The sequence below is a fragment of the Roseimicrobium sp. ORNL1 genome, from assembly GCF_011044495.1.
GTDB lineage: Bacteria > Verrucomicrobiota > Verrucomicrobiia > Verrucomicrobiales > Verrucomicrobiaceae > Roseimicrobium.
Genome location: NZ_CP049143.1, coordinates 7089261 through 7111059, shown reverse-complemented (window position 1 = coordinate 7111059; position 21799 = coordinate 7089261). Strand labels below are relative to the sequence as shown.

18 protein-coding genes are annotated in these 21799 nt (G+C 60.3%); 14 read left to right on the top strand and 4 right to left on the bottom strand.

Features of this window, described 5'->3' with window-relative positions; all coding sequences use genetic code 11:
* The first annotated feature begins 65 nt into the window (after positions 1–65).
* Positions 66–1460, top strand: coding sequence for an alginate export family protein (locus G5S37_RS28660; protein WP_206026193.1), 1395 nt, complete (start codon positions 66–68; stop codon positions 1458–1460).
* A 130-nt stretch (positions 1461–1590) separates the two neighbouring features.
* On the opposite strand, the gene G5S37_RS28655 is transcribed toward G5S37_RS28660, so the two are convergent.
* A complete protein-coding gene (locus tag G5S37_RS28655) occupies positions 1591–2286 on the bottom strand; it encodes a cyclic nucleotide-binding domain-containing protein (protein WP_165209285.1) in 696 nt (231 codons plus the stop codon).
* Positions 2287–2519: 233 nt separating this feature from the next.
* On the opposite strand from G5S37_RS28655, the gene G5S37_RS28650 reads away from it, so the two are divergent.
* On the top strand, positions 2520–4730 hold the full coding sequence (locus G5S37_RS28650) for a hypothetical protein (protein ID WP_165209282.1): 2211 nt from the start codon (positions 2520–2522) through the stop codon (positions 4728–4730).
* Between the two features lie 31 nt (positions 4731–4761).
* Positions 4762–6030 (top strand): dGTP triphosphohydrolase, encoded by a 1269-nt coding sequence (dgt, locus tag G5S37_RS28645; protein ID WP_165209279.1) that lies wholly within the window; start codon positions 4762–4764, stop codon positions 6028–6030.
* A gap of 16 nt (positions 6031–6046) precedes the next feature.
* Here dgt and G5S37_RS28640 read toward each other — a convergent pair whose 3' ends face one another.
* Positions 6047–6640, bottom strand: coding sequence for a methyltransferase domain-containing protein (locus G5S37_RS28640; RefSeq protein ID WP_165209276.1), 594 nt, complete (start codon positions 6638–6640; stop codon positions 6047–6049).
* Positions 6641–6687: 47 nt separating this feature from the next.
* Between G5S37_RS28640 and G5S37_RS28635 the strand changes: the two genes are divergently transcribed.
* The 3 genes from G5S37_RS28635 to G5S37_RS28625 all read left to right on the top strand — a co-directional run bounded on the left by G5S37_RS28635 (position 6688) and on the right by G5S37_RS28625 (position 10553).
* Complete coding sequence (locus G5S37_RS28635; RefSeq protein WP_165209273.1) at positions 6688–7419, top strand: hypothetical protein; 732 nt, start codon at positions 6688–6690, stop codon at positions 7417–7419.
* 68 nt (positions 7420–7487) lie between these two features.
* Positions 7488–8774 carry an MFS transporter gene (locus G5S37_RS28630; RefSeq protein ID WP_165209270.1) on the top strand — a complete coding sequence of 429 codons (1287 nt, stop codon included), beginning with the start codon at positions 7488–7490 and terminating at the stop codon, positions 8772–8774.
* A gap of 90 nt (positions 8775–8864) precedes the next feature.
* The gene (locus G5S37_RS28625) at positions 8865–10553 is read left to right on the top strand and encodes a DUF4407 domain-containing protein (RefSeq protein ID WP_165209267.1); all 1689 of its coding nucleotides are present in this window, start codon (positions 8865–8867) and stop codon (positions 10551–10553) included.
* Positions 10554–10587: 34 nt separating this feature from the next.
* Here the strand turns inward: G5S37_RS28625 and G5S37_RS28620 are convergent, their stop codons facing one another.
* Positions 10588–11373: a hypothetical protein gene (locus G5S37_RS28620; RefSeq protein WP_165209264.1), complete on the bottom strand. Its 786-nt coding sequence runs from the start codon at positions 11371–11373 to the stop codon at positions 10588–10590.
* A 270-nt stretch (positions 11374–11643) separates the two neighbouring features.
* Here G5S37_RS28620 and G5S37_RS28615 point away from each other — a divergent pair, with 270 nt between their 5' ends.
* The 8 genes from G5S37_RS28615 (at position 11644) to G5S37_RS28580 (ending at position 21096) form a co-directional block, all read left to right on the top strand.
* On the top strand, positions 11644–12591 hold the full coding sequence (locus tag G5S37_RS28615; RefSeq protein ID WP_165209261.1) for a 2-hydroxyacid dehydrogenase: 948 nt from the start codon (positions 11644–11646) through the stop codon (positions 12589–12591).
* A gap of 101 nt (positions 12592–12692) precedes the next feature.
* On the top strand, positions 12693–13805 hold the full coding sequence (gene ald / locus G5S37_RS28610) for an alanine dehydrogenase (RefSeq protein WP_165209258.1): 1113 nt from the start codon (positions 12693–12695) through the stop codon (positions 13803–13805).
* A 9-nt stretch (positions 13806–13814) separates the two neighbouring features.
* Positions 13815–15332 carry a Gfo/Idh/MocA family oxidoreductase gene (locus tag G5S37_RS28605; RefSeq protein WP_165209255.1) on the top strand — a complete coding sequence of 506 codons (1518 nt, stop codon included), beginning with the start codon at positions 13815–13817 and terminating at the stop codon, positions 15330–15332.
* A 161-nt stretch (positions 15333–15493) separates the two neighbouring features.
* Positions 15494–18022, top strand: a complete 2529-nt coding sequence (locus G5S37_RS28600; protein ID WP_165209252.1) for a PSD1 and planctomycete cytochrome C domain-containing protein — start codon at positions 15494–15496, stop codon at positions 18020–18022.
* 56 nt (positions 18023–18078) lie between these two features.
* Positions 18079–18522: a biopolymer transporter ExbD gene (locus tag G5S37_RS28595; RefSeq protein ID WP_165209228.1), complete on the top strand. Its 444-nt coding sequence runs from the start codon at positions 18079–18081 to the stop codon at positions 18520–18522.
* A gap of 253 nt (positions 18523–18775) precedes the next feature.
* Positions 18776–20167 (top strand): DUF1501 domain-containing protein, encoded by a 1392-nt coding sequence (locus G5S37_RS28590; RefSeq protein ID WP_240914736.1) that lies wholly within the window; start codon positions 18776–18778, stop codon positions 20165–20167.
* A 327-nt stretch (positions 20168–20494) separates the two neighbouring features.
* Positions 20495–20788, top strand: coding sequence for a hypothetical protein (locus tag G5S37_RS28585; RefSeq protein WP_165199482.1), 294 nt, complete (start codon positions 20495–20497; stop codon positions 20786–20788).
* Positions 20785–21096 (top strand): hypothetical protein, encoded by a 312-nt coding sequence (locus tag G5S37_RS28580; RefSeq protein ID WP_165199480.1) that lies wholly within the window; start codon positions 20785–20787, stop codon positions 21094–21096. Before G5S37_RS28585 ends, G5S37_RS28580 begins: the two co-directional genes overlap by 4 nt.
* A 99-nt stretch (positions 21097–21195) precedes the next feature.
* Here G5S37_RS28580 and G5S37_RS28575 read toward each other — a convergent pair whose 3' ends face one another.
* Entirely contained in the window at positions 21196–21648 is a 453-nt protein-coding gene (locus G5S37_RS28575; RefSeq protein WP_165209222.1) for a DUF5069 domain-containing protein, read from the bottom strand.
* Positions 21649–21799: the final 151 nt, after the last annotated feature.

Below are 21799 nucleotides of genomic sequence, written 5' to 3'. Positions count from 1 at the left end.
CTCTGGACAGCGGAGCCACTTCCATGGTTGAGTGGCTCCGCTTCCATGCTGGAGAGGGTATCCCGATGAACCGCTTCGCTCTCCCTTTTGTGCAGATGTTGATGGCGGGTGTTCTGATCGCGGACGCAAACGCGGAGGCCGAACGCCCACCATTCAAATCCTTGCGCTATGATGAAGATTACCGCTTCCTCCAGAATCCGTCCGAACGCTCTGGTTTTTGGGACGCGCTGAAATACCTTCCAGTGCTAGATGGCAGAGCTGGCTACCTTTCGGTGGGTGGAGAATTGCGGGAGCGCTTTGAAAGTTATGAGAACGAGTTCTTCAGCGCCAACCCCGATGCGGACAATGCCTACCTGATGCAGCGCTACCTGCTGCATGCGGACTTCCATGCTTCTGAAAGGTTCCGAATTTTCGGACAGTTGCAGAGCTCGCTGGAGGACGGCCGCCCAGGTGGGCCGAGGCCGACGGACCGTAACGCGGTGGATCTTCATCAGCTTTTCGGGGATCTGGTGATGCTTACCAGGAACGACCAAAGCCTGACGCTGCGCGTGGGCAGGCAAGAGATGTCCTACGGCTCCGAGCGCCTGATCAGTGTTCGCGAGGGGACCAACAGCCGCCGGGCGTTTGATGCGGTGCGTCTCCTTTATCGGAAGAACGAAAGCTCACTGGATCTGTTCTTCTCCAGTCCTGTTGAAGTGGATACTGGTGTCTTCGATGATCAGCACATTCGCGATCTCTGGTTCTGGGGCGCTTACGCCACGCTGCCCGTTACTGCGCTGCCTGGTATCAAGCTCGACCTGTACTATCTGGGACTGGACAGCCCACGTTCTAGGTTCAGCCAAGGCAGCGGCCGGGAGGAGCGACATACACTGGGGGCGCGGTTCTTTGGAACACGAGGGCGGTGGGACTTTAATCATGAGGCCCTTTACCAGTTTGGCAGATTTGCAGAAGGTGACATCGCGGCGTGGTCACTCGCCACGGACCATGGATACACGGTACCTCACCTCTGGGGTCGGCCCCGCCTGGGATTGAAGGCCGCGATCGCGTCGGGGGACCGTGATCGATCCGATCGCGATCTACAGACGCTCAATCCCCTGTTCCCCCGTGGCAACTACTTTACCGAGGCATCCCTGCTGGGGCCCCAGAACTTTATGGACGTTCATCCTTGTCTCCGGCTGCAGCCTTCCCGGGGGTGGACAATCGATCTTGGAAGCGACTTTTACTGGAGGGAAAGTGGGGAGGACGGGATTTACACCCCAGGTGGAGCAGTCATTTATGAGGGGAACCCAGACTTCGCCCGGTTTGTAGGCACAGATCTCTCGGTCGCCGTGACCTGGCACGCCACCCGGCATGTCCAGGTTGCGGCCGCCTACACCCACTTTTTTGCAGGCCGTTTCATTCAACAAAATGGCGGGGAGGACGTCGATTTTGGAATGATTTCTGTGAGTGTGAAGTTTTGATGGCCACGGATCGCCTCACGAGCTGCCGCGTGCAGTGATGCAAGTGTGAAACCGGGGGCGTGCAAAACGGAAGGCGAAATTCGCCTTGGTACAGCCCTCGCTGCGGTCCTCTCAATGTGCCGAAATCTGTCTATCTCCTGCCCGCCTTGCGTTTGGCGAGGACGCGGCGTGGCTTGGCGGGGCGGCGCTTGGCCACCGGTTTGCGTGCGGAGGCTGGCTTGCTGGCGGCGGCCGCCTTGGACTTCTTCAGCCCTCCGTGGCCGTTCTGCGTTTTGGCAGGGGGCGCAGCCGGAGCGGAGGGTTCGCTGCTCTCGCCACCTTCGGCGGCCAGGCTGGCTTTCAGTTCACGCAGTTCCTTCTCCACCTCGGCGAGGCGGCGGGAAGTGGCCTGAAGGCGTCCGGCCGTCACCCGGGCGATGAATTCATACAGCGCGGCGTAGAAGGCGGGATACTCGTCCCTGGGCTTCACGTCCTGGAGGAACTTCTGGTCCACCGCGAGGCAGACGGTGGGCTTGGCAGCCACCACGGAGGCGGAGCGGCGGTCGTCATTCACCACGGCCAGCTCGCCAAAGACTTCGCCGGGCCGCTTGATGGTGGCCAGCGTCTTTCCATCCTTGCGCACGTCCACAACGCCGTTCAGGAGAATGTAAATGCGCGAGTCCACGGCGCCTTCCTGGATGATCACATCTTCAGGTTCACAGTGGATATAGCTGCTGGAATTTAGGACGTCGTCGAGCTGCTCGTCGCTGAAGGACTCCAGGAACGGGACCGTGCGCAGGCTGTCAGGCACCTGCCCGTGTTCATGGATGAAGGCATATTCTTTCATGTCGTGTGTGATTGTGGCAAAGATAGGGCCATTAGGGAAGTGCGCAGTTCAGCCTCTTTGCAAAATTGTATTCAGGTGGATGACGCGTTGTCAGGACATGTGTGGACAGGGAATGTTCAAGGGAAGTTGTGAAAGTTTTAGTGCTCCGAAATGCTCCGTTTACAGGTTCATGGAGCAAGTGTTCACGCAGTTCGGTTGCCAAGCGGGGCACTCCTGCTAGCTTCCCGCCCGCAATGAAACCACTGAGTCGTCTCCGCCGGTTCTTCCCCGTCCTCGTTCTTCCCCTGGCTTTCTCCCTGAGCCAGTGTGGTAAAAAAGAGGAGTCCTCCACTCCCAAAGCCGACGGGGGTACCGCAGCATCTCCCAAGGCCGAGCCAGCCAAGGCAGCGAAGCCGGCATCACTGGCGGACCACGCCGCGAAGCTCGGTTTTGCTGCGAAATTGCCGGTGGATGCGGAGTTTTACGTCGGCTCCGCCCAGCTTAAGAAGCATCTGGGCAACATCAAAAACACCGTCTGGTGGAAAGACCTGAGCGGTCTGGTGAATGACAAGACTCCGGCGCCCTCCTCGGAGAACAAGGCGCAGCAGCTTTTCCTCGACCTCTGGGGTGATGACATGTTCATCGCCGGTACTGCGGGTTTTGCCCGGGATGCCGCGCTCATGCGTGACCTGAACCGCCTGTACAATGAGGTGAACATGAAAATGCTCCTGACGGGTGGCATGGCCAACCTGCAGGGCGGAGGAGAAGGAGGGCCGAATCCTCTTGCCATCTTCCAGCCGCTTCTCACGGATCAGGACAGCCTCGACAAGGTCGGCCAGTTCATCGCCAAGTTCGAACTCCCGTCCCTCATCGCGGGCGTGAAAACGGACAAGGGCGCGGAAGCAATCGCCGAGATCTTCAGCGAGAAATCTCTCAAGGACAAACCGGAGTGGGTCGACATCTCGGACTTCAAGACTGCTGACGGCCATGCTTTCAAGGTGGTCACCATCGAGATGACCAAGGTCATCACCGAGGAAAAGCAGAAGGAACTCACGGAAGGGCCGGCGAAGATGTTCCCGGAGCCTTCCCAGAAGGCCTTTGCCAAGGCTCTGGAAGACGTGCGCAAAAAGAAGTTCGTCCTCGGCATTGGCACTGTGGAAGGGTATTTGATTGTCGCGACCGGCAAGAATCTGGATCACCTGAAGTTTGCCGCGGATCCCACCAAGTCGCTTCTCGCCAAGCCCGAGCTGGCCTCTCTGGTGCCCTTCGCACAGAAGGATCTCACCGGCCTGGTGTTTTCCACTGCCGCCACGATGAGCGCCATGCATGACGACCAGCCGCTGGTGCCCATGCTGCGCGGTGCGGTGAGCGCGATGAAGGGGAACGAACTGTTCAAGCCCATGGCCGAACTGCTCGAGAAGCAGGTGTCAGATTTGGTGCCGCTTGAGACCGACGTGTACTCACGTGATTTCACGGACGTCTCCGGCATTTCCTGGTGGGAAGGCGGCGCGCTGCAGGCTGAGTTCTTCGGCGGTGCGCGTACCCGCGCGGTGACCCTGGGCAAGCCGCTCACCTTCGCCAATCTGGTGGACCGTCCGGGCGTGGTCTTTGGCATCGCGTACCACCGCAATCCTGCCTATGAGAAGGCGGTCCGTCTGTGGATGGAAAAGCTGCTCACCATCGGCTACACCGCAGCCCAGCAGCTGGTGCAGGCAGGCATTGCCGGTCAGGACGGCGGCCAGAAGTTTGCCCTCTTTGAAATGGCCATCCTGCCCACGATCAAGGAGCTGTACCTCGCGGATGTCCAGATCAGTGACAAGGGACTCGGCAGCCAGTTTGCGATGCTTTTGGATGTGAATGGAAAGATGCCCTCGCTTCCGGGTGTGCCTCTTGAAGATGCCCAGAAGATGAAGTTCCCCCGTGCGACCCTGGTCGCCGAAGTGGCCAACCGCAGCGAAATCGCCAGCGGATGGGCGTCGATCAGCAAGACTACCGATGCGCTCTCCGGGATTCTCGCCTCGGTGTTCGGGCAGGGTGGTGAGGGTGCTGAAGCTCCCAAAGTGCCCACTCCGGAAAGCTCCGAAGCGAATGGCATGACGACATGGTTCTACAAGAACGAGTTCTTCAATGGAGACCTCTTCCCTGTGTCCTCCATCAGCGACAAGCTGCTTGTGGTCAGCACGTCGAAGCCTGCTGCTGAAAGCTTCATCGGCGATCTGGCCACGCCTCCGGCGCAGCCGCTCGATGGCCTGGTCTGGCGCCTGGACCTCAGTGCGATTGCGGAATGGGCCAGCGACGCTGCGGCGCTCTCGCCCACCCAAACGCCGGAACAGATCAAGGAAGCCCGGCAGAACCTCAAGTGGGTGCAGGCCCTGCGCGCACTTCGTGGCCACGCCTTCCAGGAGAAGGATCTGCCCCGCCTCTCGCTCAAATGGGAACTGAAGGACATCGTTTCCTTTGACTGAAGCATACCCGCCTGCTACGCCGGCGGGGTTGATGAGCTTCTACTCCAGTTTTGATACAGCGACGGTATCGTCCAGGTCAGCGCACCCGGACGATCACCGTACGCCGTTCCAGATCGATCGCGATCGCATCCTGCACAGCGCCGCCCTCCGGCGCCTGCAGGGTAAGACGCAGGTCTTTTATTCCTTCCTCGTCGGCGAGTATGATTTCTATCGCACGCGCCTGACGCACTCGCTGGAGGTCGCGCAGGTGGGGCGCTCCATCTGCGCATGGCTGCAGAAGAGCAGTGAGCTGCTGCAGGGGAGCGAGGGCATCGACACCGATCTCGTGGAAGCCACCTGTCTGGCCCACGATTTGGGGCATCCTCCCTTTGGCCACACCGGCGAGCGGGCGCTGCACCAGTTGATGAAGCCCTATGGGGGCTTTGAGGGAAATGCCCAGACCCTCCGGCTACTCACCCGCACCATCTTCGGTGAAGGTCGGGAGGGCATGGATCCCACCCGGGCCCTGCTGGATGGTGTGATGAAGTATAAGACACTGCATCACGAAACCCCCACCGCGAAGAATCACTACCTTTACGACGAGCAGTCCGCGGCGCTGGATTTCGTGCATGGCGAGCAGCCCTTCCCCGTGGAGCTTTCCCCCGGCGAGGTGCGCAACAGCTTCCGCAGCCTGGAGTGCCAGATCATGGACTGGGCGGATGACACCGCGTACTCCATCAATGACCTGTCAGACGCCATCCAGCGCGGTTTCATCACAGAGGCCAAACTGGAGACCTGGGCTGCGGGCAATCCACTGGATGACGCGGAAACGGTCCAGGTAGAATTCCTCCTCAAGGCGATCCGTGAAGGGAAGGTGGAGGGGAGATTGGGACGCGGCATTGGCGAGCACATCCGTGCGTGTTCGCTGCAGATCCGCGGCAACTTCATGAGCGAGCTCTCACGGCGCTATCGCTACGAGCTGGTCGTGGATGCGACCATGCAAAAGCGCGCCCGGCTGAACAAGCGCATCGCCATGGACCTGGTGTTTGAAACGCCGCAACTCCACCAGCTCGATTACAAGGCGGAGAGCGTCCTGAAGCGACTCTTCGAAGTGCTGGCCGAGAGATACATCAAACGCGAGGGCGGCCGTGTCTGGCATTTCCTGCCGGAGGCGGTGGAACGCGTGCTCGATCGCGAGGAGGACGAAAGAGTCCGCGCCAGGTTGGTCTGCGATTGGATCGCGAGCCTGACGGATCGCAGCGCTTACCGCGTGCACCAGCGCCTCTTCGACGTGGGCGCCGGGATGGGTGAGTTTCTTTGAGAGAGAGCTACCTCCCTCAAGAAACAAGGCGCAGAATCACCGCACGCTCGCGGCCTTCACGGCCGGGATAGGCAGCGGTCGGCACCCAGGCGTCCAGAAGTTCAAAGCCGGCGGCGCTCCACAGAGATTCCAGCTCGGCCACGGAAATGCCGAAGGGCGGCCCCGTCTCGCCGGGATCCATCTCGGGATTGATGAAGAACACACCGGCGACCATGCCATGCTTCTTCAGCACGGAGCGCACCGCCTGCACGTACTGCTGGCGCATGGAAGGATCGAGGGCGCACAGGCAGGTGTGTTCCCAGACGAGGTCGAAGGCACCCACGACATCTTGCGGGAGATTGAAGAGGTCGATGAGCCGGTAGCTGGCCAGGCCTTGGGTATCGGTGGCTTTGGCGCGCTCGATGGCCAGCGGAGCGATGTCCGCGCCCAGCACGGGGCCGCAGCCATGCTCGGCCAGCCAGCGGGCATCATGCCCGGTACCGCAGCCGGGGACAAAGGTCTGGCCCTGAAACACTTCGGGCCGCTTGGCGTGCATTTCTGCGAGCACCGGAGTGGGCTGACCCTTTTCCCACGGCGTCTCGCCGCGTTCGTACATTTCGTTCCAATTCATGAGAAATTAGGGATTTCGAAGCAATCGATTTCGAGTTACAAGGAGCCATGCCTCCGCGCGCCGCCATTCACAACGGAATCATCACGGTGGTGATCCTGTTTTTCATGCTGCTGCTGGCCATGCTGCTGAAGGCGCGCTACCGCCTGCACAAGGAGCCGGTGAAGGCGATTCCGGTCGCCGAGGCCGTGGCAGCTCCCAAGGCGGTGCCGGTGGCTGTGCCGCTGGAGGGGACGGATCAGGTGCATCAGGCCCGCGCCTACAAGCAGGGAGAGTGGTGGGTACTGCCCGAGCCGAAGCTGGTGCCTGGTCGCGCGAATGAGGCGGACACCTTGCGCATTCGCAGCGGGCCGAGGGAGGATGTGTTTGTCCTGTACTTCATAGATGCGGCGGACCTCATTGCCTCCCGTCCCAAACGTTTTCGCGAGCAGTCGGCTTTCTTCCAGAATGCCTCCACCGACGCCATGCTCGCCGCAGGCGCCGATGCCATGACCTTTGTCTCCAACCTGCTCAGCAAACATCGTTTCAAGGTGTATACGAAGTGGGAACGCGTGCCGGACACGGAGCGTTACTACGGCTTTGTCACGGTGGATCTGGAGGACGGAAAACACTTTGACCTGGGTGAGTTGCTCGTACGCAAGGGTTATGCGGCGCCACTGGGGCAGCAGACTTCTGGATTGCCCGCCCCGCTTCCGAAGTCGGATCAATATGCGGCGCAGTTGGGCAAGGCGATGGCCGTGGCGCGCTCTGAGCATGCGGGTGCGTGGGCGAAGGCGGAATGACCATTCCAGTTCCGGGAAGTGTAGTTTGCGCTTTCGCGCCGTGAGATCCCCACGCTAGACTCGCGGGAATGTCCAAGCCTGTCCCTGTCACCCGACTTCGCGATCTTTCTTCTCATCAAAAGCGCTCCGGACTGGCGGCGTGGCTTGGCTGGCTCTTCGACGGGCTGGACATGCATTTGTACACCCTGGTGGCCACGCCCTTCGTGGCGTTGCTCATGGGCCTTCCGCAGACGGATCCGAGCGTGGGACAGCATGGCGCTCTCATCAATGCGGGCTTCCTGGTGGGGTGGGCTTTTGGTGGCGCCTTCTTCGGGCGCGTTGGAGATCTCTTGGGACGCAGCCGCACGTTGGTGCTCACCATCCTGACCTATGCGGTGTTCACAGGGTTGTCTTTCTTCGCCCAGACCTGGTGGCATCTGCTCATCTTCCGCTTTCTCGCGGCGCTGGGCATCGGGGGCGAGTGGGCCGTGGGTGCTTCGCTATTGTCCGAGACGTGGCCGAAGTCGTGGCGTCCGTGGATTGCCGCCACGCTGCAGAGTGCGGTGAATTGCGGGGTGCTGCTCGCCTGCGCTGCGGGCTACTTTCTTGGCAGCCATGAGCCCCGATGGATCTTCCTTGTGGGTATCTTTCCCGCTCTCATCACCCTGTGGATTCGCAAGGCGGTGCCCGAGACGGAGGAGTGGGAGCATGCCCGCAGCAAGGCGACTGAGAAACCACCGGGCCTCGGGGCCTTGTTTGGGCCGAAGGTACGCAGCACCACCTGGCGGGTGCTGGCCATCTGCGCCATCTCGCTCACCGCGCACTGGGCCTTTATGTTCTGGCAGCAGGCGCATATCCGAAAATTGCCGGAAGTGCTGGCCATGAACGATACGGAGAGGAATCACGTGGCTGCAGTCGCGTTGTTCTGGATCATGATTGGCAGCATCATCGGTAACTTCATTGCCGGCGCGTTTGCCAAGTTTATCGGTTTCCGGAATGCCATCGTGCTGATGCTGGCGATGTATTTCGGCGCGATGTGGATGTGCTTCCACGTGGAGAGGAGCTATCAGGATACGCTGATGTGGTTTGGCATCATCGGCGCTTGCCAGGGGGTGTTTGGCCTCTTCACCATGTGCCTTCCACCGCTCTTCCCCACGCTGCTGCGCACCACGGGGGCGGGTTTCTGTTATAACTTCGGCCGCATCGTCGCGGCAGCTGGCACCGTGTATTTCGGGCTCACGGCTGCGGGGAAGGTTGGCGATGTGCGTGAGGCCTTGCTCTACGCAGGGTGGCTGTTCGCTCCTGCGGCCCTGGTGGCCATGTTATTGCCGGAGGAGAAGACAGGACCCGCCGAGGTGGAGGGGCCGGTGGACTAGGGAGAGGCCTGCCTATGGCCATGGCCTTGGATTGATCTCGCATTTGCAGGGACATGGGGTAGATCTTCGCGCATGAAGCCGCCAGGGCCTGTGACCCGCCTGTTTTTCTGGTTATCGGGAGCCAGTGATGAAAGCCTCGCCGAGTGCCCCTCGTGGGAACGTCGGAAGTACGTGGCCTTTGGCGCCACGGTGCTGGTGCCCAGTGCCTTCGCCGCCGTAGCCGCGGCGTATGCCCTCTCCACACTCACGGATGACTGGCGCGTGATCGCTGCGGTGTCGATGGTGTGGGCGTTCATCATCCTCACGGTGGACCGGGCCTTGCTGGCTACCTATCGGGCCTATCAAAGTTTTTTCCGCAAGCTCGCCCAGTTCAGCCTGCGCATCGTGGTGGCCGCCTTGATGGGTCTTTCCATTTCGCACCCGCTGGCGCTGCTGCTGTTCCGCGACACCATTAATACCAGCATCGAAAAACAACGCGATGCGGACATTGCGGCCGCGAGGAAGGAATTCGATGCCAACAAGAAGGCGGTGGAGGCGAAGATAGCAGCGCTCGATGCTGAAGTCGCGACCCAGCGCAAACAATGGGATGAGACCTTCAATGCCAAGTTCCTCGTCCAGGATGCGCTGCCGGGTGCAGCCAAACCCATGACGGCCGAAGAGGCCAAGGCCAAGCAGGAGCTCGACAAGAAGATTGCGGATGCCACCGCGCCGGGTCGTGAGAAGATCACCACCATTGAAAAGGAAATCACCTCGCTCAACGAGCAGGCCACCAAGCTGCAGGGGGAACTGGATTTCTGGCAGAAGGAATTTGAGCGTGAACTCAACGGCCAGCGCAGCGGCATCATCGGTCTCGGACCCCGCGCCAAGAGCATCCAGGCAGACCAGCTCGCGTGGCGGCGTGATGAATCCAAGCGCCTCTCGGGATTGCTGGAGTCCTTCACCACCCAGCTCAACCAGCTTCGCGCGGATGTGGCCAGCACGGAGCAGTCGCTCACCACGCAGGCAGAAGTGGCCGCTGCCGAAGTCCTTCGCAAGTCCCAGCTCGATCAGCAGCGCCTGGAAGGTTTGAAGCAGCAGGTGCAGCAGCAGCAGGCGGATTCGTTTGTGGAGCAGCAGAATGGCATTCGTGCCACGCTGCGCGCCCAGATCGATGCCAAGCTGGAACAATCCAAGAGCTTCGCTGGAGAACTCATGAAGCTGCAGCAGGATGAGCAGCAGCGCGTGGCAGCCATCCGCGCCGAGCCCCGCCGCGACATCCTCACACAGACCAAGGCCCTGCATGCGCTCTTTGAGAATGATGCCGAGGGTGGCCGGTTCGCCCTGATCGCTTATGCGGTGCTGACGGCGCTTTTCATGCTCGTGGACACCATCCCGCTGGTGGTGAAATTTTTCTCCAAGCCGGGTCCCTATGACACGCTGCTGGATCAGGATGAGGTGCGCTTCGACAAGGAACGCCTCGCCTTCCTGAAGAGCTATAACCGCTACATGGAAGGACTCTCCGAGGGCCGCTTGCTGCATCTCACCCGGAACAAGCCGCTCGAGCATGCGCTTATCGAAGGCGTAGATCGCTCACGAGCGGCCAAGGAGTTTCTCGAGCACCTTCTCGAATTGGAGCGCGCTTTCGATGAGCGCATCCGTCGTGAACGGGAACTTGTCGCCACACAGGATGGGAGCAAGGCCGCGATGGTGGAAGAAATGGCCCAGGCCTTCTACCGCGACATGCGCCGCCGCATGGAGCTCTTCTTCCATGAGGAGACGCCGTCGCGGATCAGCGCGTAAAAGGAACCGTCGTTCCCGAAGAATAACGAAAACGTTAAGGCACCCTGAACAGCTCGCCGTTACGCGGATTGCGCACGAGCTGGCCGGGTTTGAAATCGGCCACGTCCACCATGTTCTCAGGCTTCTTCTCGACGCCCGGTGGATAAACCAGGCCCTGCTTGCCGGGCACCGGGGAGCCGTATTGCACGTCGGTGGAAGGTGCTGCCGGCTTGGGTGTCGTGGTCGCAGTGTTGGAAGGCGGGGCGCTTTCCTTCACGCCACCTTCCTTGTGGCTGGGTGAAGTTTGAGGGGGCGGGGTGGGGGTGCGAACGCCTTCCGAAGGAGGCAGGGTGTTCTTTTTCCTGGTCGCGCCGGATGTGCCGGGAGGCATTTCCGAGGGCTGATAATTCCGGGCCGCATCCCGTGAAGCAGCCTCGCGTTGGAGCTGTTCTTCGCTGGTCCAGCCGCCAGGGCCTGCTGGAATGTCACGCGGCGGCAGTGCCTGCCGGTCTTGCGGCGTGCGTGCGCCACGCTTGTCGTATTCGTCTGGATAGAACTTTCCGTCCCACTCGCCGGTGGGCCCCTGGTCCCGGCGGGGGCGGGGCAGGTCGCGTTCGCGCTCATCGGATTCCCGTGGATCGTTGAAGGCCTTCTGGGTGCCGCGTTTGATGCCGCGTCCGATGTTGTGAATGAAGCCACGAACATCGCGAATCACCTCCCCAGGAGGCGGTGGCAGGGGGATGCGGAAGCGGTCCTCGGCGGAGGCAGTGACCGCAGGCAGGACCGCGCTGGCGACCAGGGCGGCGAGCAGTCCCCGCAGGGTGCTGGTGGGGTGATTCATGGCGATGGGCAGGTGGGGGTTTCAGATCAGGGGCAAAAAGAGATCGTCCGGGTTCGACGGCACGGATGCGTGGCCTATTCGCCTTATTGTCCCGAATATCAATTTCTGGGACAGATCGTCGGCGTCAGCTTCCCTGCTGGCAAATGAAATAGATGGCCGTGGACGGTGCGTATTTTTGTGATGTTTAATGACGAAATTCAGAAGCTGGTTCATATTAAAGCGAGGGATAAAGTTCCCTCGCGTCGCCTTAGATAGGAGGCATGTTCACTTGTGAAGCCTGAAGTGCTCTTGCTGGCTCCGTTGCCGGATCTCCTTCTCGCGCCATTGAGAGAGGAGTTCGTCTGCCATGACTGGCACCATTCGAAAGATAGGGACGAACTGCTCAATGCGCACGGGACGAATATCCGTGCCATCATTGGGGCGGGGGGCACGACCTATCATCTCTCCCTGCTCAAGGATCTTCCTTCCCTGCAGATCATCAGTGTCTTTGGCGTGGGATATGACGGCGTACCGCTCGACTATTGCCGGCAGCGCGGCATCCGTGTGACGAATACCCCCGATGTGCTGACGGAGGACGTGGCGGACATCGCTCTGGCGCTGGTGCTCATGACCGCTCGCAAGCTGGTGCCGGCCAACAAGTTTCTCCAGGCAGGCCTGTGGGCGCGGGGGAACTTTGAACTGACCAGCAAGCCTGGAGGAAAGCGGGCCGGCATTCTCGGCCTGGGGCGCATTGGCAAGGCGGTTGCGCGGCGACTGGAGGCGATTGGCATGCAGGTGGGCTATTGCTCCCGCGAGAAGCAGGCGGACGTCCCGTATCAGTATTTCCTCTCTCCGGCGGAGATGGCGGCGTGGTGCCACTACCTCATCGTCGCGTGCCCCGGCGGGGAGCAGACCAAAAACCTGGTGAATGCGCAGGTCCTTTTCGCCCTCGGGTCGGAGGGGACCTTGATCAATATCGCACGTGGCTCCGTGGTCGATGAGAATGCGCTCATCAGCGCGCTGCAAGGTGGATTCATCAAAGGCGCGGGATTGGATGTGTACGCAGACGAACCGTATGTGCCGAAGAAGCTCCTCAAGATGGAGAATGTGGTGCTGCTCCCGCATGTGGGCAGCGGCACCATGGAAACTCGCAAGGCCATGGCGGATCTCGTGGTGGCGAATCTTTCCGCGTACTTCAACGGCAAGGCCCTTCCCACTCCGGTGCCGGAACTGGCGTGATAGGGTGTGATTGAGCGAAGGGGACGCGACCGTGGTCAGTGTCTCTGAAGGTTCGTCTTTTTTTCCTCGCCTCTGAAAACGTTCTCATTGAGTTTTGAGCCATGATCATCGGTGTACCCAAGGAGATTAAACCGCAGGAAAACCGCGTTGCGCTGCTCCCCAGCGCTGCCTACCAGCTCATCAAGCGTGGGCATCAGGTGGTGGTGGAGTCGAATGCGGGCTTTGGCTCGGGCTTTCCTGATGCCGATTACGAGCGGGCCGGCGCCGTGGTGGTGGGCGCGCATGCGGAAGTCTTCGCCCAGGCTGACTTGATCGTGAAGGTGAAGGAGCCGCTGGCGGAGGAGTATCCGCTGCTGCGTCCCGGCCAGATCCTTTTTACCTATCTGCACCTGGCCGCCAGCAAGCCACTCACAGAGGCGCTCATGCGCTCGGGCGCCACCTGCATTGCATACGAGACAGTGGAGGTGAATCGCCGATTGCCGCTCCTGGAGCCCATGAGCGAAATCGCGGGCCGCATGAGCGTGCTGGTCGGTGGCTATTTCCTGGCGAAACACGAGGGCGGCTGCGGGGTGTTGCTCGGCGGCGTGCCGGGAGTGCTGCCAGGAAAAGTGGTCGTCATCGGAGGTGGCACCGCTGGGGTGAATGCAGCACGCATGGCTACGGGACTGGGCGCGGATGTGACCATCTTGGAGGTGGATGTGGAGCGCATGCGCTTCCTGGACATCACCCTGAGCACGGCGCACACGCTCTACTCCAATCAGGCCCACATCCTCGACATGCTGCCGGATGTGGATTTGCTCATTGGAGCCGTGCTGGTGCCGGGCTCCAAGGCACCCAAGCTCATCAACCGCGAGATGATGCGGGTGATGAAGCCGGGCAGTGTGTTTGTGGACATCGCGATCGACCAGGGCGGCTGCGCGGAGACTTCCCGCGCCACCACGCACCAGGACCCCATCTATGTGGAGGAGGATGTGATTCACTACTGCGTGGCGAACATGCCTGCTGCGTATGCGCGCACCGCCACGCAGGCGCTGACGAATGTGACGTATCGTTACATTGAGACCCTGGCGGACCATGGCGTGCCGAAGGCCTTCAAGCGGGACCCGAATCTCCTGGGAGGCTTGAATCTTTTCGAAGGAAAGGTGACTCACCACGCCATCGCAGAGGCGCATGGGCTGGAATTTTTTGATTACAAAGCTGCTGCCGGATTGTAAGGGTCGCCCATGACCCAAACATCCCGCCGCCGCTTCCTCAGGCAGTCCGCAATCGCGGGCGGTTCCTTTTTCATTTCCAAAGGCCTGACCTCTTGTGGGAAGGGTGGCGGCAGCAGTGCAAATGATGTCATCAATGTCGCCGTGGTCGGCTTCCGCGGACGCGGTGCGGAACACATCAAGTCTTTCTCTGAGATCAAAGGCGTGCGCGTGGCGGCGCTGTGCGATGTGAACAAGGCTGCGCTGGCCAAGCAGGCGGATGCCTTCAAGGCGCAGGGCCAGGAGGTGCAAACGTATCAGGACATCCGGAAGCTCCTTGAGAACAAGGACATCGATGCCATCAGCATTGCCACGCCGAATCACTGGCACTCGCTGGCCGGTATCTGGGCCATGCAGGCGGGCAAGGATGTGTACGTGGAGAAGCCCGTCTCGCACAATGTCTGGGAAGGCCGACAGCTCGTGAACGCCGCGCGCAAGTATGATCGCATCGCGCAAACCGGTTCCCAGATCCGCAGCAGCAGTGGCATTCGCGATGCAGTGCAGTGGGTGAAGGCGGGGAACCTGGGCAAGATCAAGATCGCGCGCGGCCTGTGTTACAAGCGGCGCAAGACCATTGGCAAGGCCAAGGGACCACTGCCGGCGCCGGAGGGAGTGGATCTTGATTTGTGGTTCGGCCCGGCGCAGGTGGCGCCCATCCATCGCAAGAAGCTGGACTACGACTGGCACTGGCAGTGGGCGTATGGCAATGGCGACCTGGGCAACCAGGGTGTGCATCAGATGGATATTGCCCGGTGGTTCCTCGGAGAAAACGAAATCGCGCCTCGCGTGTGGAGTGTGGGTGGTCGCCTGGGATACGAAGACGATGGTGAGACACCGAATACCCAGATCATCTACCAGGCCTATGCCGCGGCTCCGCTGATCTTTGAAGTGCGCGGACTTCCGAAGACCAGGGAGATCGAAGTTCCGAAGGGTGCCGAGAAGGACAAAGAAAAGGAAAAAGAGAAGATCAAAGACGGCGCGGACATGGACGATTTCATGGGTGGCCAGATCGGCGTGGTGATCCACTGCGAGGGCGGCCACGTGCTGGTACCGAACTACGACAGCGCCATCGCCTATGACAAGGATGGCAAGGAACTGAAGAAGTGGGACGGTGCGACCAGCCACTTTGAGAACTTCATCAAGGCGGTGCGTAGCCGGAAGCGCGAGGATCTGACTGCCGAGGTGCAGGAGGGCCACATCAGCGCGGCATTGTGCCATACCGCGAACATCTCCCACCAGCTCGGTGCGAAGAAGAGCGTGGATGAAATCAAGCAGGCCATCAGCGCTGATGCTGGCGCCAGTGAGACCCTCGATCGAGTGCTGGCACATCTGCAGGCGAATGGCGTCGACTTGAATGCCACGCCGCTCACCCTCGGTCCCGTGTTGAATTTTGATCCGAAGACGGAGAAGGCAGTGGGCAATGATGCAGCGGCGAAGCTGCTCACGCGTGAATACCGTGCGCCGTTTGTGGTGCCGGAGATCACGGTGTAGCCGGCCTCGTGCGCGTCCGCCTCGAAAGGGCGGAGGGCTTTGGACCGTAGTTTGTCGCTTCAAATCACATGCGACAACTGCGGTCATTTTCGTTTCTACACGCCCTTCCTGCCACGCTCATTGGCATGGCCGGAAGTGGCTTCGTACAGGCAGCGCCCCTTATGTTTGAACGGGATATCCGTCCTGTTCTCAAGGCGCATTGCTTCCATTGCCACGGTGAGGAGAAGGAGATCAAAGGCGGTCTTGATGTGCGGCTGAAGCATCTCATGGAGAAGGGTGGCGAGAGCGGTCCGGCCATCATTTCGGGGGACGCGCACAAAAGTCTGTTGATCGAGCAGCTTAAGAGCGGCGACATGCCCAAGGGTGGGAAGAAGTTGCCGGACGCAGAGATTGCGAAGATCGAGCAGTGGATATCCGAAGGTGCGAAGACCTTGCGCGCGGAGCCTGCCGTGTTGGCACCGGGAACGGTCATTTCCGAAGAGGAGCGTGGGTACTGGGCCTTTCAACCAATCAAGCATCCCAAGGTGCCTGAGGGCGCGCAGGCGAATCCTGTGGATGCCTTCCTGCGAGCGAGGCTGGTGAAGGCAGGCCTTCAGTTCGGTGCCGAAGCAGACAAGGCGACGCTCATCCGGCGTGCGTCATTCGACCTCATTGGCCTGCCACCCTCTGCAGAAGAAGTGGAGGCTTTTGAGAAGGACACACGAGTCGATGCTTATGAGAAGCTGATCGACCGGCTGCTGGAGTCTCCACATTATGGCGAGCGCTGGGGACGTCATTGGCTGGACGTGGCGGGGTATGCCGACTCTGAGGGGTACAACGATGAAGACACGGATCGCGATGATGCGTGGCGCTACCGCGACTATGTGATCCAGTCACTCAATGCGGATCTGCCCTTTGATGAGTTCATCCGCGAGCAGCTCGCCGGCGATGAGATGATCCCCTCGCCTCCGGTGAATCTCACACCGGATCAGACACGCAAGCTGACGGCGACCGGATTCCTGCGCATGGCACCGGATGGCACGGGCACCGAGCGCATGGACAAGGATCTCGCGAAGAATGCAGTCGTCACCGAGACGGTGAAGATCGTGAGCAGTTCTTTGATGGGCATGACCGTGGGTTGTGCGGAGTGTCACGACCACCGGTTTGATCCCATCCTGCAGAAGGACTTCTATCGGCTGCGTGCCATCTTCGAACCCGCGCTGGACTGGAAGCAGTGGCGCGAGCCGAGGCAGCGCCGCATATCCCTCCTGACCACGACAGAGCGCGCGACGAGCGCTGAGTTGGAAAAGCAGGCGGTGGAGGTGGAGAAGGAACTCCAGGCGCAGCTGGTGGAGCTTCGCGACTGGGTCTTCGAGCAGGAGGTGAAGGCGCTCGCGCCGGATCTGCAGCAGAAGTGCCGTGAAGCGGGACTGGCGTTTCAGAAGGATGTCAAAAGTCTGACCGCAGAACAGAAGAAGCTGGTGGAGGAATATCCCGGCATCAAGGTCACGCCCTCGGTGGGCATCTTGAATCTCTTTCTCGCCAAGTACGGCCGCGAGAATGACCTGAAAAAGATGCAGGATGACAATGCGGCGCGAGCGGCCGCTATCCGGGCGAAGAAGCCGCAGGAAAACTTTGTCCGTGTGCTCGCGGAGCCAGTGGCCTACGGCAGCAAGACGACCATTCCTGTGACCCAGGTCTTCATGCGGGGGAATCGCGAACTTCCGGGTGATGCGGTAGGGCCGGGAGATCTCACGGTGCTGAGTCCGGACAAGCCCTTCGACTTCATGGCGGATGATCCGGCAGTGCCGGGCACGGGGCGCAGACTGGCCTTTGCGAAGCACCTCACCAGTGGGAAACATCCGCTGCTGGCGCGGGTGTTGGTAAACCGGTTCTGGATGCACCACTTCGGTCGCGGTTTGGTGAATACTCCCGGCGACTTTGGCCATCAGGGGGAAAAGCCAAGCCATCCCGAACTGCTGGACTGGCTGGCTAGTGAGTTCATGACGCAGGGATGGAGCCTGAAGAAGCTTCATCGCCTCATCATGACCTCCGCCGCGTATCGGCAGAGCTCGAAGAAGACACCTGCTGGCGAGGCACGCGATCCGGCCAACGCCTTACTGTGGCGCTATCCCGTGCACAGACTCGAGGCCGAGGTCATCCGTGACGCCACACTCGCCGTGTGCGGCACACTCAACACCCAGCCTGCCGGTCCGCCGGTGCCGGTGCGGGTGGATGAAAACAACCAGACCGTGGTGGGCTCCGACAAGCCGCTGCCGGCGGAGCAGTTGTTCCGACGCAGCATCTATGTCACGCAAAAGCGTTCCCTGCCGGCGCAGGTGCTGGCAGTATTCGACGCGCCACAGATGGAACCGAACTGCGAGCTGCGCAATAGCTCCACGGTGGCGCCGCAATCCCTCCTGCTCATGAACAGCGCGTTTGTGGTGGAGCAGGCAGATTTCCTCGCGAAGCGGGTGCGTGCTGAAGCAGGGAGTGATGTGCGCAAGCAGGCGGCACTGGCGTGGCAGTTGGTATTCGGAGTGCCGGATGCTGTCACCGAAGTCGATTCGCTGGCTTCTTATCTCACGGAACAGGCGAAGGTGTTGAAGGGAACCAATGCCGCGGCGAAGCCCGAGGAACTGGAGCGGCGTGCCCTGGCAAGTCTGTGCCAGGTGCTGCTGGGCTCGAACCGGTTTCTCTACGTGGAGTAGGCGGCGCACGCAGATTGTGCTCGACACAGGCCGCGGTTCCATGGCGTAATCGCGGCATGAAGTCCTCTGCCATCTCTACCGAGCCGGTCAACGTGGGTTTTCAAATCGCCCCGATGATCGATGTGGTGTTTGTCATCATGCTGTTCTTTATGGTGATGGCGAACTCCGTGAAGATGGAGCGGCATCTCTCCTTTGGTCTCCCCGCCCATGACGACAAGGAGCGGGCCGTGTTGCCGCCCACCGAACTGGATGTCGTGATTGCAGAGGACGGCGTCGTGATGATGAACGAGGAGCAATATGATGCCGCCGGACAGAAGGCGATGCCACTGTTCACCGCGGCCCTTCAGCGCATCTCAGCAGACGCGGTGGCGCGTGGGGATAAGGTGTTGGTGACGATTCGCGCGGAGGAACAGGCCTCTTACGAGCGCATCATTGATGTGATGAATGCGATGTCCAAGGCGAAGCTGGCGAATGTGACGTTTACAGTGGGCGAGGAGTGAGAACCAACTGGTGTGCGAGGGGCATGGTAATCCTTCGCGGATCGCTGGTCAACTTGACGACTGGTGTCCTGACCGTACCGGTTGTGCCGACTTAAGGACGGCACAAAAAGACGCGTTTTGGTCATGTTCCATTTCATGTCTCATATAATGTAGGCGCACTTCTTGGGAGGAGACAGAACACCCCGACAATCCGCGTAATGTGCGGGTCATGTCGGATTGTTTTTCTCGCCGTCACTTCCTAAGCAGCAGCGCCATGAATATTGGCGCGCTGGGATTTCTCAGCTTGCTCAAGGATGACGGTGTGCTCGCCGCAGTGAATCCGGAGAAGCCAATCCTGGAGCGCGCGGTGTATGACAATCTCCCCAAGGCGCCGCATCATGCTCCAAAGGCGAAGGCCATGATCTCGCTCTTCATGGGGGGCGGGCCGAGCCACATCGACATGTTCGACCCCAAGCCGCTGCTCAAGAAGTATGACGGCAAGCTTTTCCCCGGTGGCGAGATCAAATTCGACAATGCCGGTGGCGCCTCACGTGAGGTGATGGCGAGTCCCTTCGAGTTCAAGAAGCACGGTGAGTGTGGCATGGAACTGAGCGAACTCATTCCGCACACTGCGGGCATCGCGGATGACATTTGCCTGGTGCGCTCGATGAACCTCAAGGGCATCCGCAATCACGTGGCCGGCATGCGTGCCATGGATACCGGCACTGGCCTCAACGGCCGCCCTGCTCTGGGGAGCTGGCTCACCTATGGGCTCGGCAGTGAGAATCAGAACCTGCCCGCCTTCGTGGCGCTGGTGGTGGGGAAGAATCCTCCCGGTTCCCCTTTCTGGGCCAGCGGGCTGCTGCCTTCGATGTTCCAGGGAACACACGTGCGCGAGCAGGAGCCGCGCATCATGAATCTGGATCCGCCCGCGTACCTGAAAGGCGCACCGCAGGATCTGCAGCTCAATCTGCTGGAATCGCTGAACCGGCGGCACCTTGAACAATTCCCTGGCGAGCATGACCTGCAGGCTCGCATGGCGAGTTATGAACTGGCCGCCCGTATGCAGATCGCCGCGCGTGAGGTGTTTGACTTGAAGAAGGAAACCGCGGCTACGCGTGCGATGTATGGCCTGGACAATGATCGGACGCGCCGCCTCGGTGAAGCATGTGTCATCGCGCGCCGGCTGGTGGAGCGAGGCGTGAGGTTCGTGCAGATCTGGGACTACTCCTGGGACATGCATGAGAACATCTTCGAAGCACTGCAGAGGAAATGCTCCACAGTGGATCAGCCAAGCGCAGCGCTCGTCACCGATCTGAAATCACGCGGCATGCTGGACAGCACGCTGGTGTATTGGGGTGGTGAGATGGGGCGCCTGCCGGTGATTCAAGGACGCGGCAAGGGCAAGCCGGGTCGCGATCACAACACGGATGGATTCAGTATCTGGATGGCCGGCGGTGGTGTGAAGCGCGGCCACGTGCATGGCAGCACGGATGACTTCGGCCTCTTTGCGCAGACGGATGTGGTGTATCATCATGACTATCTCACCACGGTGCTGCATTTGATGGGACTCAATGCGGAGAAGCTGGCGTACAAGCGCGGTTCACGGAATGAAACCATCCTGAATGGACAGCCGGGTAATGTCGTGCGCGGCGTGCTGGCCTGACAGCATTTGATCTAGCCGGACGGCACGTGTGGCAGTTGATGCCTCCGAGGTGGAGGGAATTCACCCAGTCGTGAACTGCGTGAGCACAAGCACTGCGTGCGTGCTCGCACATGGCGAGTTGTGCACGCCGCCAAAAAATAATGATGGTGGCCTGAATAAGAGAAAAGGGGCTCCGTCGAAGGTGGTGGCTGCAGAATCACAAACATGCGGCCGAAGAAAACCACCTGATAACCCCCTTTATGAAATTTCTGTTCACTTCCCTCGTCGTAGCTACCGCTTTGGCCCTGGCTCCGACCACAGCCTCTGCGCGGGACCACGACCATCGTCATGGAGACGGAGACCGACACGGTCATGGCGGCCATGATCATGGCGGACACGGAGGTCACGGTCACGACCACGGCGGGCATGGGGGACACGATCACCATGGTGATCATGGCCACGGACATGGCGGACACAATCAAGGAGGACACGATCATGGCCACGGTCACCATCACAGCGAAGGCGGCACCCAGATCTATATCCCCGGTATCGGATATGTATTCATTCGCAGGTAAGCACGTACGCCAACCTCTTGAATCTACCTCCCAATTTAAACAAACCAAACGCAACGCTATTCCATGAAAAAGCTACTCGTTATTTCCGCCGCTCTGCTGCTCACCGCAGGCGGCACCGTCTGGTCGGCAGTGTCACTGCCGTCAGCATCTGCACCCATCAGCCAGCAACAGGACAAGACCCAGGACCTCTCCACCAATACGCCAGCGAACACGACTCCCGATACAATGGGACACCGTCGTCGTGGCCATCACGGCGGTGGCGGAGGAGGCGGTGAGCACATCTGTGGCAGCCGCTTCTGTGGTCACCATTGCCATCACCATGGTCATGTGTGGTGCGATGGACAAAGCCACTGGTACTGCCCTGGTCACGAGTGATCGACCGCTAACCGCGACTGATGTATTCGTCCGTGCAGCGTTGAAGAGCGCTGCACGGATTTTTTTCTCTACGTAATCAGGGTGATGACGGCGCGGGTTTCACGCCTTGCCGCCGTAGCTCACGTAGTCATCCGCATCCAGCCAGTCGAACCACGTGGCGAGATCACTTCGTTTGTCGAGGCCGGCAGTTTTGATCTGTTCATTAACGAACTCACGTGAGCCCGTCGCGCCTGGTGCAGTGGATTCCTGGTGCGCACTCCATTGGGAGATTTCCCAGTCAGCGCGGGCGTTCTTGGCATTCTTCTGAATCCATTCGAGCAACTCACCATCGCCCAGTCCCTTGGCGACTTCGGCTTTCAAGGCATCGGAATCAACTCCGGTGAATTGAAGGAAGCGTTGATCGATCGGACACGCATAGTGATAGGGCCCCTGGGTTCCTTTGATTTCAGCGCGGCACTTGTCGAGCATGCGTGGGAGGATGACATAGCCGCCGAGGCGGATGCGTACGCTGCGGGGAGGATGCTCGGAGAGGTCCGGTGCGGAGAAGTTCATAGAGGACTGGGTGGTATGGATTCAATTTTTCATGCAAGGTGAACGCGTCCAACGGGGCGGGTTCAAACGCATGATCAATGAGGTCATACGACGCCGCAGGCCTGATGAGGGTTTGCAATTTGCATAAATCGTGCATTGGTTGTCTGTCCGA

Excerpts from the sequence above, each read along its gene's own strand:
- G5S37_RS28660 (WP_206026193.1), top strand. The coding sequence starts at position 66 with ATGAACCGCTTCGCTCTCCCTTTTGTGCAGATGTTGATGGCGGGTGTT.
- G5S37_RS28655 (WP_165209285.1), bottom strand. The coding sequence starts at position 2,286 with ATGAAAGAATATGCCTTCATCCATGAACACGGGCAGGTGCCTGACAGC.
- G5S37_RS28650 (WP_165209282.1), top strand. The coding sequence starts at position 2,520 with ATGAAACCACTGAGTCGTCTCCGCCGGTTCTTCCCCGTCCTCGTTCTT.
- dgt (WP_165209279.1), top strand. The coding sequence starts at position 4,762 with ATGAGCTTCTACTCCAGTTTTGATACAGCGACGGTATCGTCCAGGTCA.
- G5S37_RS28640 (WP_165209276.1), bottom strand. The coding sequence starts at position 6,640 with ATGAATTGGAACGAAATGTACGAACGCGGCGAGACGCCGTGGGAAAAG.
- G5S37_RS28635 (WP_165209273.1), top strand. The coding sequence starts at position 6,688 with ATGCCTCCGCGCGCCGCCATTCACAACGGAATCATCACGGTGGTGATC.
- G5S37_RS28630 (WP_165209270.1), top strand. The coding sequence starts at position 7,488 with ATGTCCAAGCCTGTCCCTGTCACCCGACTTCGCGATCTTTCTTCTCAT.
- G5S37_RS28620 (WP_165209264.1), bottom strand. The coding sequence starts at position 11,373 with ATGAATCACCCCACCAGCACCCTGCGGGGACTGCTCGCCGCCCTGGTC.
- ald (WP_165209258.1), top strand. The coding sequence starts at position 12,693 with ATGATCATCGGTGTACCCAAGGAGATTAAACCGCAGGAAAACCGCGTT.
- G5S37_RS28605 (WP_165209255.1), top strand. The coding sequence starts at position 13,815 with ATGACCCAAACATCCCGCCGCCGCTTCCTCAGGCAGTCCGCAATCGCG.
- G5S37_RS28600 (WP_165209252.1), top strand. The coding sequence starts at position 15,494 with ATGTTTGAACGGGATATCCGTCCTGTTCTCAAGGCGCATTGCTTCCAT.
- G5S37_RS28595 (WP_165209228.1), top strand. The coding sequence starts at position 18,079 with ATGAAGTCCTCTGCCATCTCTACCGAGCCGGTCAACGTGGGTTTTCAA.
- G5S37_RS28590 (WP_240914736.1), top strand. The coding sequence starts at position 18,776 with ATGAATATTGGCGCGCTGGGATTTCTCAGCTTGCTCAAGGATGACGGT.
- G5S37_RS28585 (WP_165199482.1), top strand. The coding sequence starts at position 20,495 with ATGGAGACGGAGACCGACACGGTCATGGCGGCCATGATCATGGCGGAC.
- G5S37_RS28580 (WP_165199480.1), top strand. The coding sequence starts at position 20,785 with ATGAAAAAGCTACTCGTTATTTCCGCCGCTCTGCTGCTCACCGCAGGC.
- G5S37_RS28575 (WP_165209222.1), bottom strand. The coding sequence starts at position 21,648 with ATGAACTTCTCCGCACCGGACCTCTCCGAGCATCCTCCCCGCAGCGTA.